Annotated in this window: 14 protein-coding genes; 7 read left to right on the plus strand and 7 right to left on the minus strand. The window is 71.5% G+C overall.

The genetic code is table 11. The features are described from left to right. Positions 1-94: 94 nt before the first annotated feature. The 3 genes from ACWD26_RS16100 (at position 95) to ACWD26_RS16110 (ending at position 1,853) form a co-directional block, all read left to right on the plus strand. The gene (locus tag ACWD26_RS16100; RefSeq protein WP_451270357.1) at positions 95-934 is read left to right on the plus strand and encodes a SigB/SigF/SigG family RNA polymerase sigma factor; all 840 of its coding nucleotides are present in this window, start codon (positions 95-97) and stop codon (positions 932-934) included. A gap of 106 nt (positions 935-1,040) precedes the next feature. Continuing rightward, positions 1,041-1,349, plus strand: coding sequence for a DUF5133 domain-containing protein (locus tag ACWD26_RS16105; protein WP_451270359.1), 309 nt, complete (start codon positions 1,041-1,043; stop codon positions 1,347-1,349). Between the two features lie 45 nt (positions 1,350-1,394). Continuing rightward, a complete protein-coding gene (locus tag ACWD26_RS16110; protein WP_451270361.1) occupies positions 1,395-1,853 on the plus strand; it encodes an ATP-binding protein in 459 nt (152 codons plus the stop codon). A 39-nt stretch (positions 1,854-1,892) separates the two neighbouring features. Here ACWD26_RS16110 and ACWD26_RS16115 read toward each other — a convergent pair whose 3' ends face one another. The 3 genes from ACWD26_RS16115 to ACWD26_RS16125 form a co-directional block, all read right to left on the minus strand. Next, entirely contained in the window at positions 1,893-2,327 is a 435-nt protein-coding gene (locus tag ACWD26_RS16115; protein WP_451270363.1) for an ATP-binding protein, read from the minus strand. Positions 2,328-2,498: 171 nt separating this feature from the next. Beyond that, positions 2,499-4,223 carry a SpoIIE family protein phosphatase gene (locus tag ACWD26_RS16120; RefSeq protein WP_451270365.1) on the minus strand — a complete coding sequence of 575 codons (1,725 nt, stop codon included), beginning with the start codon at positions 4,221-4,223 and terminating at the stop codon, positions 2,499-2,501. Positions 4,224-4,370: 147 nt separating this feature from the next. Next, positions 4,371-5,459 (minus strand): glutamate--cysteine ligase 2, encoded by a 1,089-nt coding sequence (locus ACWD26_RS16125; RefSeq protein WP_451270367.1) that lies wholly within the window; start codon positions 5,457-5,459, stop codon positions 4,371-4,373. Positions 5,460-5,684: 225 nt separating this feature from the next. Here ACWD26_RS16125 and ACWD26_RS16130 point away from each other — a divergent pair, with 225 nt between their 5' ends. Continuing rightward, a complete protein-coding gene (locus tag ACWD26_RS16130) occupies positions 5,685-5,918 on the plus strand; it encodes a hypothetical protein (RefSeq protein WP_451270369.1) in 234 nt (77 codons plus the stop codon). Positions 5,919-6,304: 386 nt separating this feature from the next. Further along, complete coding sequence (gene rox, locus ACWD26_RS16135; protein WP_451270371.1) at positions 6,305-7,729, plus strand: rifampin monooxygenase; 1,425 nt, start codon at positions 6,305-6,307, stop codon at positions 7,727-7,729. A gap of 27 nt (positions 7,730-7,756) precedes the next feature. Here the strand turns inward: rox and ACWD26_RS16140 are convergent, their stop codons facing one another. From ACWD26_RS16140 to ACWD26_RS16150, 3 genes are all read right to left on the minus strand, one after another. After that, entirely contained in the window at positions 7,757-8,623 is an 867-nt protein-coding gene (locus ACWD26_RS16140; protein ID WP_451270373.1) for an endonuclease/exonuclease/phosphatase family protein, read from the minus strand. Between the two features lie 140 nt (positions 8,624-8,763). After that, positions 8,764-8,922, minus strand: coding sequence for a hypothetical protein (locus ACWD26_RS16145; RefSeq protein WP_451270374.1), 159 nt, complete (start codon positions 8,920-8,922; stop codon positions 8,764-8,766). A 176-nt stretch (positions 8,923-9,098) separates the two neighbouring features. Beyond that, positions 9,099-10,010 carry a squalene/phytoene synthase family protein gene (locus ACWD26_RS16150; RefSeq protein ID WP_451270376.1) on the minus strand — a complete coding sequence of 304 codons (912 nt, stop codon included), beginning with the start codon at positions 10,008-10,010 and terminating at the stop codon, positions 9,099-9,101. 200 nt (positions 10,011-10,210) lie between these two features. On the opposite strand from ACWD26_RS16150, the gene ACWD26_RS16155 reads away from it, so the two are divergent. Both ACWD26_RS16155 and ACWD26_RS16160 read left to right on the plus strand, forming a co-directional pair. Next, complete coding sequence (locus tag ACWD26_RS16155; RefSeq protein ID WP_451270378.1) at positions 10,211-11,278, plus strand: AraC family transcriptional regulator; 1,068 nt, start codon at positions 10,211-10,213, stop codon at positions 11,276-11,278. Then, the gene (locus ACWD26_RS16160) at positions 11,248-11,718 is read left to right on the plus strand and encodes an SRPBCC domain-containing protein (RefSeq protein ID WP_451270380.1); all 471 of its coding nucleotides are present in this window, start codon (positions 11,248-11,250) and stop codon (positions 11,716-11,718) included. The genes ACWD26_RS16155 and ACWD26_RS16160 overlap by 31 nt, the downstream gene beginning before the upstream one ends. Positions 11,719-11,760: 42 nt before the next feature. Here ACWD26_RS16160 and ACWD26_RS16165 read toward each other — a convergent pair whose 3' ends face one another. Continuing rightward, positions 11,761-13,485: an eCIS core domain-containing protein gene (locus ACWD26_RS16165; protein ID WP_451270382.1), complete on the minus strand. Its 1,725-nt coding sequence runs from the start codon at positions 13,483-13,485 to the stop codon at positions 11,761-11,763. Positions 13,486-13,534 lie beyond the last annotated feature (49 nt).

Raw genomic sequence — 13,534 nt, forward strand, 5'->3', positions numbered from 1 at the left:
GGTCGGCGGAAGCGGTGTTCCGTGCCCGGGCCTTGGTCGCTCGCCCACCGTTCCCGCCGCAAGTCCCTGAAAGCGTCGTTCAGGAGCGATTCCCATGCTGGTCAATGTGTCCGCAAACGGTTCCGGTACATCCGTACGTCCCGGTACGTCCGACAGGAGGACGCACGACGACGCCCCCGAGACCGCCGCCGCCTTCGCCCGCCTCGCGGCGATGGACGAAGGACCCGAGCGTGACGTCGTACGAGACGAACTGGTGCGGGCCTGGCTGCCCATGGCGCACCGCATCGCCGGCCGCTTCCGCAATCGCGGCGAGTCGCTGGAGGACCTGCGCCAGGTCGCGGCCATGGGCCTGGTCAAGGCGGTGGACCGCTACGAGCCCGACCGGGGCGCGTTCGAGAGCTACGCCGTACCCACCATCACCGGAGAGATCAAGAGGCACTTCCGCGACCGGATGTGGACGCTCCGCGTGCCCCGGCGCGTCCAGGACCTCCGCAACAAGGTGCGCGTGGCCCGCCGCGAACTCAGCCAGACCTCCGGCGGCGGCACCGAGCCCTCGATCGCCGACATCGCCACCCACACCGGGCTCACCGAGGAGGAGGTCAACGCCGGGATGGAGGCGCTCGACAGCTTCAGCGCCCTGTCCCTGGACGCCGAGATGTCCTCGGGCGACGACGGCTACAGCCTCGCCGACACGCTCGGCGCGCCCGACTCGGCGTTCGACGTCGTCGTGGACCGGGAGGCGGCCAAGGAAGGGCTGCGCCGGCTGCCCGAACGCGAGCGCGCCATCCTCTACATGCGCTTCTTCGAGGACATGACGCAGAACCGCATCGCCGACCGTCTCGGCATCTCCCAGATGCACGTCTCCCGTCTCATCAGCCGCAGTTGCGCCCGCGTCCGGGACGAGGCCCTCGGCCGGACCACCCCTCCTTCCTGACCGTCGGCCGCACGCCGCCGTCCCGGCCGGCCCCGAGGCGTACGCCGTGGTCCCGGCCGGTCCTTCCGACGTATTCCGAAGCCCCGATCACCCAGGAGCGAAACAGATGCTGATGCCCCATCCCGCGACCCTGCGCCGGCTCGTCGAGGAGTACGAGTCGCTCATGGCCCACGGGGGCGAGCAGAGCGATCTCCAGACCGCTCGCCGCGCGCAGGACCTGGCGTACACGTTGTGCGTGTCCACGGGCACTCGTGACGTCCGCCAGGCCCTGGAAGCGGCACGCCGGCAGCTCGCGGCCGCGCAGGCGACCACGACCGCCGAGCTGTGCGGGAAGCGGGTGGTGGTGCCCACGGGGGAGCTCGACAGCCATGGTCCGAGCGAGAGCGGGTATGTGGCGCTTCATGAACCGTGCTGAGCCGAGCTGTCCCGAACCGTCTATCCCCCGGACACGATGACATCGATGGAACGCCACCCGATCGGAAACCACGGCACCGCTCCTGTGGAGGCCTCGTCCGCGCGGGCGGGGCGTCCACCGGTCGCGATCACCAGTGCCGCCGCCGCCCGCGGCTATGTACGGGCGTTCGTGGGGGAGCGATGGCGTTCCGCGGCCGGACCGCCGACCGAGGAGTCGATGATCGATCTCATCCTCGTCGTCTCCGAACTGGTCACGAACGCCGTCCGGCACGGCGGGGGCATCGCGGGATTCGACGTCACCCTCACCCCCGAAGGCGTCCGGCTGAGCGTGCGCGACTACAGCACGGCCCTGCCCGTGGGCATCCACGGGCCGGGCGTGCTGCCCGGCGCCCACGAGGGCCGGGGCTACGGATGGCCGCTGATCAACCGGCTGTCCAGTGAGGTCGACGTGGAGCGCCGCCCGGCCGGCGGCAAGACGATCAGCGTGCTCGTACCGCTGAGCTGACCTCTCACCAGGCTCGTCTCACCAGGACAGCCTCACCTCTCACCAGGGCAGGAAGACGTGTACGTCCTTGCCCTGGGCGTGCACCACCACGCTCACCTCGTCGCACAGCGTGTGGATCAGGTACCAGCCGATACCCCCGCCCCCCTTGCTGGGGCTGAAGGGGCGCGGCGCGGGCGAGGTGGTGCTCGTGTCCCCCAGCGTCACATGCACCCCGTCGAGGGTGCGCCGCATCGTCAGCTCGAAGCGCCCCGGAGCGTACTGCACCGCGTTGGCGGCCAGCTCGGTGACGACCAGCAGGATGTCGTCCCAGTGCTCCACGGCCGCCGGCGGGGACGTGCGCGCCAATGTGCCAAGGAACCCCTCGGCGACCGTGCGGGCGCCCGTCACGTCGCCGAGTTCTCCGTCGAAGGCGGCGTGAGTGTCGTGGATCTCCTCGGCAGTCAGTTTGTCGTCCCTACGCGGCTCTGTTGCCATCTCGTCTTCCCCGGCTCGGCTCTTCGAGGCGCACGCGATGTCGCGTACCCCTCCGACGCACGTGTTTCCCGAGCGGGGAGGGGCTACGCGTGCGAAAGCGCAGGGATGTGTGAGGCCTTCGGGAAGAAAGCGGCCCCGCCACGCCTCCGGCCGACGCCGGCGCTCTACCGATCACCCCGCCTCACCGTCCTCGCCCGGCGTCCTGAAGACCAGCAGGGCCACGTCGTCGTCGTTGTCGACCGGACGGGTCCGCTCCAGGAGCAGGTCGCAGAACACATGCAGGGGCCGGTGGGCGAGCGCCGCCGCGTGCTGGCGCAGGCGCGCCATGCCCCGGTCGAGAGGGTGCGCCGGGGACTCGATCAGACCGTCCGTGTACAGCACGAGCGTCGACAGCGGCGGGAGCGGGGTGAGCGTGTCGGTACGCGGCCGGATCAGGCCCGTGCCCAGCAGGTGGTCGTGCTCCTCGTCCAGGAAACGGGACCGGCCGTCGCGCGTGATCAGCAGCGGCGGCGGATGCCCGGCATTGGTCCACCGCAGCGCCCACTCGCCGTCGCCCGTCCGCTCCACCCGGCCGAAGATCACGGTCGCCATGGACGCCTCGGTCACGTTCACCACGGCCTGGTCCAGCCGCTCCACGATCATGCTCGGCGGCTCGTCCAGCGCCCAGGCGTAGGCGCGGAGCATGTTGCGGACCTGCGCCATGCCGGCCGCCGCGTCGATGTTGTGCCCGACGACGTCTCCGATGGCCACCGCCAGGGACCCGTCGGCCAGCGAGAACGCGTCGTACCAGTCCCCGCCGACCTGCGTGGACTCCGACGCCGACTCGTAGCGCGCGGCCATCGACAGCCCCGGCACCTCCGGCATCTGGGGCAGCAGATGGCGCTGCATGGTCTCCGCGATGTGCCGCTGTCGCTGGTAGAGACGGGCGTTCTCCAGAGCGAGCCCGGCCCGGCGGGCTATGTCCTCCAACAGGGACAGCTCGGCGTCGGTGAAGGCCCCCGGCCGGTCGCTGAGGCCCAGCGTGAGGGCGCCGAGCACCGCGCGCGGGCCACGGATCGGCGCTATCGCCGCCGAGTGCAGACCGGTCGTCCGGAACAGCTCCTGCTGCGCGACCGTGATCCCCGAGTCCGCCGGCCCCTGGTAGGTCTCGGGCCCGGCCAGCGCCGACGCCGCCCCGCGCAGCGCCCGGGACAGCGGCATGAACGACTCCTCGTGCACCGGCGGCAGCGGGCCCTCCAGGTCCTCGCGCCGCACCACGGATCCATGGTGGTGGGTCGCCACCGTGGTGCGCCAGACGTCGTCGCTCTCGGTGATCAGATCCACGATCGCCCAGTCCGCCAGCCGGGGCACCACCAGCCGGACCAGGCGCGCGACCGCCTCCTCGGAGTCCAGCGTGGAGGTCAGCCGGGTCGTCGTCTCGGCGAGCAACGCCAGCCGGTCCAGCTGTGACAGCGTCGCCGCCCCGGCGGCCGGGACCACTCCACTGTCCGGGACGGACTCGTAGAAGAGCACCACCGCGCCGGTCGCGGCGCCGGCGAGCCGGCACGGTGTGACCAGCCAGGTCACCGGCAGCAGCGTGGCGTCACCGCGGCGGAACCACTCGCGGTCCCCGCCTCTCGTACGGCCGCTGAGGAACGCTTGCATCATCGAGCACGCCGCCCTGGGCATCGTCTGGCCGAGGTGATCGCGGTGCAGCAGCTCGTGGGCGTCCCGGCCGACGAGGCCCTCGGCCGGTATGCCGATCAGTTCCTCGGCCCGGCGGTTCACGGCGACGATGGAGCCGTGGTCGTCCACCGCGTACATGCCGGCGTGCACGAGATCCGGCAGGCCGTCCGGCAACCGCACAGCCGGGCCGGGCGGCTGCCAATCGGTGTGATCCGGACTCCACGTGCTCATGTTCGAGCTCCTCCGACTCCGTCGTCGACGGGACTATGACCGTACGCGCCGACGGGACGAGGGCCGCCGGTGCTGCACGCATTACCCCGTCCCCGACGACCTACGCGCACGAGGCCCTCGACCGCAGGTCCGAGTATGCGGGCGGCCTCACGCCTGGGTGTGCCGGACGCAGGCCGTGACGACCTCGCGCAGGCTCCCCGTCCGCTCCATCACCTCGCGCTGCACGCGCGCACCGTTGCCGCGCCCCATCAGCTCGGCGACGGCCGCACGGGCCCGCTCCGCGTCACCGTTGGCGACCAGGGCCTCCTCGACGTGGTCGAGCAGCGCGCCGATCACCTCGACTGCGGGCCGGGGCCGCATCGTCACGGGGTCAAGGAGGTTCTCCGACATCCCGGAGCGGGCGGCACGCCACGTCGCCAGCCGCAGCAGTCCCGCACTGTGCCCGAGCGGCTCCCGGCCGGCCCGCCACTCGCGCGCCGCGGTGTCGACGAGCCCGCGGGCCAGCGCCGCGACGAGGACCGCGGTGTCGGGGTGCAGACAGACATCCGCGACCCGGATCTCGACGGTCGGATACCGCTGCGACAGCCGGGCGTCGAAGTAGACCATCCCCTCGTCGCGGACGACGCCCGTGGCGATCAGGTCGCTGACGCACTGGTGGTACCGCTCGGCCGAGCCGAAGATGTCCGACGGACCGGCCATCGGCCACAGGTCCCACACCTGGGTGCGGTAACTGGCGTACTGGCTGTCCCGGCCCTGCCAGAAGGGCGAGTTCGCGCTCAGGGCCGTCAGGACGGACAGCCACGGCCGCATACGGTCCAGGACGGCGACACCCTCGTCGTCGGACTCCACGGAAACGTGCACATGACAGCCGCAGACCAGCTGTACCTGCGTGGCCAGGCCGAACTCCCGCGCCATCCACAGATACCTGCTGTTCATGGTGATCGTCGGGCTCACGGGCAACGGCGACGTGGCCAGCGCCGCGACCGCGCTGCCGAGCCCCTCGGCGTGCCGCGCCGCGTCCTTGCGGCAGCGGATGATCTCGGCCCCCAGAGCCGCCATCTCCGACTGCGGGTGCGTGGCGAACTCCACCTGCTCGTCGTGGAGTTCCTTCTCGAACACGTCCTGCCCCGCGCCCTCCTGCGCGGCCCGCGCGAGCACCGCCGCGGCCCGTGCTTGCGGCTCACCGGTCTCGGGATCGACCAGGAGCAGTTCCTCTTCCACTCCGACGGTACGCACGTCATCTGGCCCTTCTGCGGGGAGGTGGTGACAGCCGTGTGCCCTCGGACGGCGCCGGGACACCTCACCGGGTGACGAGCGGGCCGTTGTCCGCGCGAAGCCGTGCATGGGGCGACGGCGTCCACGCATGCCGTGTACGCGGCGACGGCCCGGGTACCCGTCCGGCGCTTCGGGAGCCGTACCGGGCAGGTGCGGCCCCTAGTCCGCGACACGGAGGAGGAGAACGTGACCAGCACCACCGAGACCGGCCACGTGACCGGAACGGCCGACAAGGACTACAACCTGATCTGGTACGTCGAGGCCTGCCTGGAGAACGCGCTGCGCCTCGAGTCGTACATCCAGGACGCGGAGCGGGCGAAGGACACCGAGGTGGTCGAGCTGTTCCGCAAGGCGCAGGCCGACAGCCGCAAGGGCGCCGACCTGGGCAAGCAGCTGCTGCGCCGCCGTCTGAGCGACTGACGCCCCGTCCTGGCCCCCCAACCGCACGCCCGGGTGAGAACGGCGCCTCACCCGGGCCGCCCGCGGCTCTCGTCAAGTGGGCCCGAGCCCGGGTCACGACCATCGGACGCTCCCTTCTCCCGAGGACAGAGGGAGGACCAGCGCCATTGTGGGCACGGTCGGGATCGTCACGCGAACCGGCCGGAGGGAAATCGGCTACGCCGCGCGCGGAGCCGCCGAGCGAGGTCTCGTCCCTCTGCAGCGGACGGAAAAGGCGAAGGCAAGGAGGGTCGACCCCACTCCTTGCCACTCTCAACTTATAGCGCGCACGGGGGCTTGCGGCAAGACCCGGGTCGTGCCGCAGAATCGCCGGCCGAAGCAGGAATCCATGCGCACAGGGGGTTGTGATGATCGACGTGATCGTGGCCGGCGGGGGGCCCACCGGACTGATGCTGGCGAGCGAACTGAGGCTCGCCGGGGTGCGTACGGTCGTCCTGGAGAAGCTGACCGCACCGAGCGGGGAATCCCGTGGGCAGGGTCTGCACGTGCGCAGCGTCGAGATCATGGATCAGCGCGGTCTGCTGGACCGGTTCCTCGAGGTCAGCAAGAAGTTCCAGGTCGGCGCTTTCTTCGGCGGCATCATGAAGACGTGGCCAGAGCGTTTGGACACGGCCCACGCGTACGGGCTCGCCACCCCGCAGCCGGTCACCGAGCGGCTGCTCGAGGAGCGTGCGCGCGAACTCGGCGCCGACCTCCGGCGCGGCCACGAAGTGGTCGGGCTGTCGCAGGACGAGAACGGGGTGAGCGTCGAGCTGGCGGACGGTACGCACCTGCGCTCGCGCTACCTCGTCGGATGCGACGGCGGCCGCAGTACGGTGCGCAGGCTGCTCGGCGTCGGATTCCCCGGTCAGCCCGCCACGGTCGAGACGCTGCTGGGCGAGATGGAGGTCACCGAGGATCCGGCGACGATCGCCGCGGTCGTCGAGGAGGTCCGCCGTACCCAACTGCGGTTCGGTGTCAGCCCCGGCGAGGACGGGGTGTGCCGTGTCATCGTGCCCGCCGACGGTGTGGCCGAGGACCGCGCGACCGCGCCGACCCTCGAGGAGTTCAAGCAGCGGTTGCGGGCGGTCGCGGGCACCGACTTCGGCGCGCACTCGCCGCGCTGGCTCTCCCGCTTCGGCGACGCCACCCGGCAGGCGGAGCGCTACCGGGTCGGCCGGGTGCTGCTGGCCGGCGACGCGGCGCACATCCACCCGCCGACCGGCGGGCAGGGGCTCAACCTGGGCGTGCAGGACGCGTTCAACCTCGGCTGGAAACTGGCCGCCGCGGTCGACGGCTGGGCACCGGACGGACTGCTGGACAGCTACCACGCCGAGCGGCACCCGGTGGGCGCCCGCGTGCTGGACAACACCCGCGCGCAGATCACGCTGCTGGGGACCGACCCGGGCGCGATCGCGCTGAGGGAGCTGTTCGGCAGGCTGATGGACTTCGAGGAGGCGAACCGGTACATCACCGGGATGATCACGGCGGTCGACGTCCGCTACGACTTCGGCGAGGGCCACGAACTGCTCGGCCGGCGGATGCGCGACCTGAGGCTGAAGAGGGGGCGCCTCTACGAGCTGATGCACGACGGCCGCGGACTGCTGCTCGACCAGACCGGCCGTCTCTCGGCGGCGGGCTGGGCGGACCGGGTCGACCACGTCGTCGACGTCAGTGAGGAACTGGACGTGCCCGCCGTGCTGTTGCGGCCGGACGGCCATGTGGCATGGGCCGGCGACGACCAGCGGGACCTGCTCGACCGACTCCCGCGGTGGTTCGGCGCCGCCGCCTGAGCGTGGGGTGCGGGGCCCCGGAGTCGTTCAGAGCGCGAGATCGACGACGACGGGCCGGTGGTCCGACACGGGCGTCCGAGGCGTACGCGCGCCGACGGCGGCACCCTGGGACGTCCCGTCCACCAGCACATGGTCGAACCGCACCAAGGGGCGGTGCGCGGGGTACGTCGGCACACGCGCCAGATCCCGCCACCCTCGACCACCCGTCGGGGAGACCGACTCGGCCGTGTTCAGGACGACTCGGGGAATCGCGCCGATCAGATTGAAGTCGCCCAGCAGGACATGAGGACGCGGAAGACCGGTGACCCAGTCGCGGACGGCGAGCAACTGCCCGATGTTCCACCCCGGGACGAACGAAAGGTGCACCGCCACCACCGTGAACGGCCCCCGCGGTCCCACCACCACGGCGGCCAGGGCCGCGCGGGGCTGATCGCGGACGAGGGTGAGCCCGGCCCTCCCGGCCACCCGCAGCGGCAGAGCGAACGGAGCCGGGGTGAACCGCCTGGCCCTCCACTCGCGCACCGGCAACCTGGACAGCAACGCGATGCCGTGCGAGGGAACGTCACCCTCCCGCCTCACCTCCCGGCGGCCGTACACCCGCAGTCCCGCCACGGCCGGGTCGAACACCCACCCCGCGCCGGGCACCGCACGGCCATGCGCCGCCGACGCGTACCGCCAGTCCCGCGCCCCCATCGCCTCGGCGGCGACCCATGCCTGATCCACACCCCCCGACCGCTCCTGCAGCCGGTCGACCTCCTGCAAGGCCACGACATCGGCATCCCACGACGCGACGGCCTCACCCAACGCGAGCCCCGCGTCCACCCCCGGCAGGTCAACAGGCCGGCCGTCCCGAAGGGTCCGCCCGTGCAGCACATTGAAGGTCCCGAACCTCATCGCCGCACCCTATGCCGGAGCCGCGCGGCGCCCGCACGCATCAAGACCGGGCGACCCCCGCCGACCGTCGCCGGCCGGCCACAGATCGTCGTGGGCGGCGTCCATGAACGCGACCTGCGCCCGATACAGCACGGCCTCCTCTACGCCGCGCCCCCGCGCGCCGCCTCGGTCAGACGGGCCGCGAAACGATAGACGGCGCCCCGCAACGGCTCACTCCTGGCCGCCCGATCGATCTCCGCGTGCGCGAGCCACATGGCGTCCACGAGCTCGCCGACGCCCGCATCGCCCTGCGCATCCACCTCCGCGTCACCACCCGCGGCGCACGGACTCCCTCCGCGACGTGGGCCGGAGCCCGCACCGCCTTCCGCCCAACGCCACACCCGCCGGGGACAGCACCGCCGGACCCAACGCACCCCAGATCCCATTCCGAGAGTCCCTCAGCCGCCTCTCACCGCTTCTCGGCGGACCGCCCTGCTCAGCGCTGTTCCCCATGAGCCTTTCGGCGAGCCTCCAGCAGGACCCGCAGTGTGCCCGCCGGCGGCGGGGACGCCGAGCCGCGCAGCAACCGGGTGCCACGTTCGAGCGCCGCGTCGGCGGTCAGCAGCTCGATCCGGATGACAGCGTCCACCAGCACGCCGGCGGGGCTCGCGGTCAGAGCGGGCAGTTCCCTGGCGGCCCGCAAGGAGCTACGCGCCTCCTCGATCTGATGCTCCACCAACTGCCGTACACCAGCGGACTCACGACGCTCTGCGAGATCCTCCACCGTGACCGAGAAGCGTTCCAGCGTCTCCAGCGGGATGCCCAGACGTCCTGCGGGCACGTCCTCGGCGAGATCGTTGACGAAGTCCAGCCGCTGGCTGCCGTCGATGAACGTACGGCACCCCGCGCGGAAGAGCCCGTCGTCGCTCTCCGGGCCCAGCAACGACGCGATCAGCATGAAACCGGGCAGCGAGTAGGCGTCCACATAGGCCTGGTAGTCCGCCTCGGTGGCGAACCCCGCGAACTCCAACTCGGCGGTGGCGGTGGACAGATACTCCTCCACCACCTCCCGAAGCCGCGGATACGCCCGCGTGGTGTGCAGCAGAGTACGGATCAGCGGATCGTCGCTCACCCCCGCGTCCAGCGCCTTGCGCACCTCCTGCTCCCATGCCGCCCACGCCGAGGCTCGCCGCGCCTTCGGGCCGCTGTCCAGGAGGTTGTCCCCGTGGTGCATCACCGCCGTCGCCGCCACGACATGGGGGAACACCGGTCGGGGCAGCAGCAGCCGAGCCGCGAGATACGAGGCCCGCCGAAAACGCGCCACCAGCTTCCGCTGGGCGCCGTAGTCCGAGCGCAACTCCGGCTCCAGCACACCCGCGGCGTCCAGGCTCCGCTTCCATGTACGCATGCGTTGATCGTAGAGGGACGCCGAGGCGGGACCGATGCCTCACAGGGGCCCGGTTGCCCCTGCGACCGTGCGCAGGGACCTGCCCCTTCACCTCTGGCGCCGGAACGGATGCGCCGGAGCGCATGCGCCGGAACCGCGGCGGTCTGCGCGTGTAAGGATGTCGCCGCGAATACCTGTCAGGCGTATCGGAGATGGACGCAATGATCGGAACCGTGTTCCGCAGCGAGGACGTACCTGCGGGAGACAGGTTCGACTACTGGCGAGAACTGATCGGCGCGACGCGTACGAGCGAGGTGATCAGCGCCCACGCCGCCGACTTCCGGGCGGAGGTGCGGCTGATGGAGCTGGGGCCCGTGACCGTGTGGCCGGCGTCGTTCCTGCCGACGCGCTACCGGCGCAGCCGGCGGATGGTGCGCCAGTCCGACCCCGAGCTGTACCACCTGACGCTGCTGCTCGACGGAGGGCTGGCCCTCGACCACGCCGGGCGGTACGACACGTTCGGCCCGCGTGACCTGCACCTGGCCGACAGCTCGCGGCCGTACGACCTCCGTGCGGCGGACGGCCGGGGAGCCGGCGTCATCAGGGGAGTGGGCGTCGACTTCCCCAAGGCGCTGCTGCCACTGCCACCGCACCAGGTCCGGGAGCTGCTGGGCCGGGGGCTGCCGGGACGGGACGGCCTCGGCGCCCTGCTGGTCGACTTCCTCCTGGGCCTGGAGCGGCAGGCCGACTTCCTCCAGCCGGCCGACGCGCCCCGTCTGGGCACGGTCGTACTCGATCTGCTGTCGGCCTGGTTCGCGCACGCGGTGGAGGCCGAGGCCGCCCTGCCGCCGGAGACCCGCCGGCATGCCCTGACGCAACGCATCCGGGCGTTCATCCGACAGAACCTCCACGACCCGGAACTCAGCCCACCGATGATCGCGGCCGCGCACCACATCTCCCTCAGCTACCTGCACCGCATCTTCCAGCAGGAGACCCAGGGCGAGACGGTGGCGGCCTGGATCCGCGCCCGCCGCCTGGAGGGTGCCCGCCGCGACCTGGCGGATCCCTCCCTGCGCACCACCCCGATCCACGTCGTCGCCGCCCGCTGGGGCATCCCCCGCGCCTCCGACTTCACCCGGGCCTTCCGGACCGCCCACGGTCTCTCACCCAGCGAGTTCCGGCTCCAGGCGCTGTCCGAACGGCAGGAGAGGACGGTCGATTCCGAGTCCGCGGGACGACGAAACGTTAGGTTGGGCCCATGTACTCGACGCAGGTCTCCAGGCATGTGAACGCCTCACGCCCGACCGTGTACCGGGCGCTTCTGGACGCGGACGCGATCGCGCGGTGGCGTGTCCCGGCCGGCATGAGCAGCCATGTGCACGAGTTCGACGCCCGCGAAGGAGGGAGGTTCCGTGTCTCGCTGACCTACGACGCGCCGACGGGCACCGGCAAGTCGGAGGCCCACACCGACACGTACCACGGCCACTTCGCGAAGCTCGTACCGAACGAGGAGGTGGTCGAGGTCCTCGCATTCGAAGCCGACGACCCGGCGTTGCGCGGCACGATGACGATGACCACCACGCTCACCGACGCGGACGGCGGCACCGATGTCCTGATGGTGCACGAAGGGATTCCCGACGCCGTACCGGCCGCCGACAACGAGACAGGCACGCGCATGGCACTGGCCAACCTCGCCCGGCTCGTCGAGGCGGAGGAGCGTTCCGCATAGCCGGCGGGCGCTCCGCGCAGCCCGTCGGGGCGGGGGTGCCGCTCACTTCTTGAGTGGCTTGCGGTCGGGGTTGTAGAGCCCCTTCGGCAGGAAGGTGCAGGTCGGCACGTTGTTGGTGGTGCAGTACTCGAAGAGGGTCTTGCGCCGGCCGGCCGACTTCCCTTCCTTCGGCGGCGGTACGGTCGTCGTGGTGAAGGGAATGTAGACGAACGTGCCCCTGACCTGGGCGTCGTTCACGGTCGCGCCGTAGTACTCGAAGTTGCCACCCGACGCGGCCGTCGTGAAATCGCGGTGCTTTCCGCTCACGACGTCGGCCATCGCCAACTTGAAGTAGGTGTAACCCCGGATGTGGGCCCGGCTCAGACCGGTGTCGGCCGCCAGAGCGTCCACGGTGGTGCCCTCCTTCACCTCCGTCCACTTGGCCGGATCGAAGTCGGCGACCTTCGCGTTCTTGGTGAGGGCCAGCATCTTCAGCAGCGTCGCCTGGGTCTTGTCGGCCGCGATGCCGGGCGTCTTGAGGTCCGTGCCGAGCGAGACGAGCTTGTCGAAATCCTTGGCGTTGAGCGAGGTGAAGTACTTGCCGTCGGTGTCGATGTCGTCCTTGCTCGCCGAAGGCTCGGCCCGCGTCGAGGTGTTGGGGCCGATGAACTGATTTCCGGCCTGCCACTCGAAGAACGACTGACGGATGTCCCCGTAGCTGATCCCGTACACGTTCTCGCTGTCCGGGACCTTCTGGTCGGCGAGTTTCTTGCGCAGGTCCCGCCGGAACTCCGGCGTGTTCGCACCGTCCGGCACCTTCACCTTGAGGTTGTCCAGCATCTGCTCGGTGATTTCACGGGGCACCGCCGCGGCGAGCACCTCACGCCTGCCGTTCTCGTCCAGTCTGCCGAGGGCACCGAGGAGCGTGGAGTGGGCCACGATGTGGTGCGCGGTCGTGGCCCACCCGTCGTGCTCGGCGGGCTTGGCGTACGGGTTGTCCTCACGCCGCTGCACGCTGGTCCCAGCCGAGGGCGGCGCCGCCACGGACCGCTGCGCGGCCACCGGCGCCATCGGTGCGGGCTGGGAGAGCGCCCGGGCCGCGTTGGCCTCCGCCGCGCGTTCGTAGGCGTCGCCGGGGTTGCTGATCCGCAGCCCGGAGCCGTTGTCCGTACCGGCGACGGGACCTTGGCGCTGCTGGATCACATGGGTCAACTCGTGGGCGAGCGTGTGCCGGTCGCCCCCGCCCTCGCCGATGACGACATGACTGCCGGAGGTGTAGGCGCGGGCACCGACCTCCGCCGCCGAGGCCCTCGCGGCGGCGTCGTCGTGGATGCGGACGTCGGAGAAGTCCGCGCCGAGCCGGGCCTCCATGTCGCCGCGCGTCGCCTCGTCGAGCGGCCGGCCGCCGGTGCGCAGCACGTCGTGCACGGCGGACCGCTGTACGTCCCGCACGCCCTGCGGCCACGCCTCGTCGCCTACGGCGGACTGCCGCACGTCTCGCTCGCCGGACCGCTGCACGGGGGGCCGCCCGCTCTCCGGATGACCGCACCCCGGCCCGTGCGTGTGCTGTTCCTCCGTCGTGCCGGCCCCCGCCCGGTCCCGCGCACCGGGATGCCCGGCCTGGCGGAGCAGTTGGACCACGGCGGAGTTCCCCGCGCTGCTCTGCAGGGCGGCCAACGCGTGCGACGGCGCCCCGGCTGCCGTCGCCGGCCCGGCCGAAGGGGTACGGGCGGGGCCGCGGCCGTGTCGCTCGGTTTCCGGTCGTCTGGCGTTGCCCTCGGCACGCATGGGGCCCTCTTCCCGCAGATGAACACACAACTCCCCGCCTGTCTACCGG

The sequence above is a fragment of the Streptomyces sp. NPDC002787 genome, assembly GCF_053592095.1.

Coding starts and splice junctions, on each gene's coding strand:
- ACWD26_RS16100 (WP_451270357.1), top strand. CDS start 95: ATGCTGGTCAATGTGTCCGCAAACGGTTCCGGTACATCCGTACGTCCC.
- ACWD26_RS16105 (WP_451270359.1), top strand. CDS start 1,041: ATGCTGATGCCCCATCCCGCGACCCTGCGCCGGCTCGTCGAGGAGTAC.
- ACWD26_RS16110 (WP_451270361.1), top strand. CDS start 1,395: ATGGAACGCCACCCGATCGGAAACCACGGCACCGCTCCTGTGGAGGCC.
- ACWD26_RS16115 (WP_451270363.1), bottom strand. CDS start 2,327: ATGGCAACAGAGCCGCGTAGGGACGACAAACTGACTGCCGAGGAGATC.
- ACWD26_RS16120 (WP_451270365.1), bottom strand. CDS start 4,223: ATGAGCACGTGGAGTCCGGATCACACCGATTGGCAGCCGCCCGGCCCG.
- rox (WP_451270371.1), top strand. CDS start 6,305: ATGATCGACGTGATCGTGGCCGGCGGGGGGCCCACCGGACTGATGCTG.
- ACWD26_RS16140 (WP_451270373.1), bottom strand. CDS start 8,623: ATGAGGTTCGGGACCTTCAATGTGCTGCACGGGCGGACCCTTCGGGAC.
- ACWD26_RS16150 (WP_451270376.1), bottom strand. CDS start 10,010: ATGCGTACATGGAAGCGGAGCCTGGACGCCGCGGGTGTGCTGGAGCCG.
- ACWD26_RS16155 (WP_451270378.1), top strand. CDS start 10,211: ATGATCGGAACCGTGTTCCGCAGCGAGGACGTACCTGCGGGAGACAGG.
- ACWD26_RS16160 (WP_451270380.1), top strand. CDS start 11,248: ATGTACTCGACGCAGGTCTCCAGGCATGTGAACGCCTCACGCCCGACC.
- ACWD26_RS16165 (WP_451270382.1), bottom strand. CDS start 13,485: ATGCGTGCCGAGGGCAACGCCAGACGACCGGAAACCGAGCGACACGGC.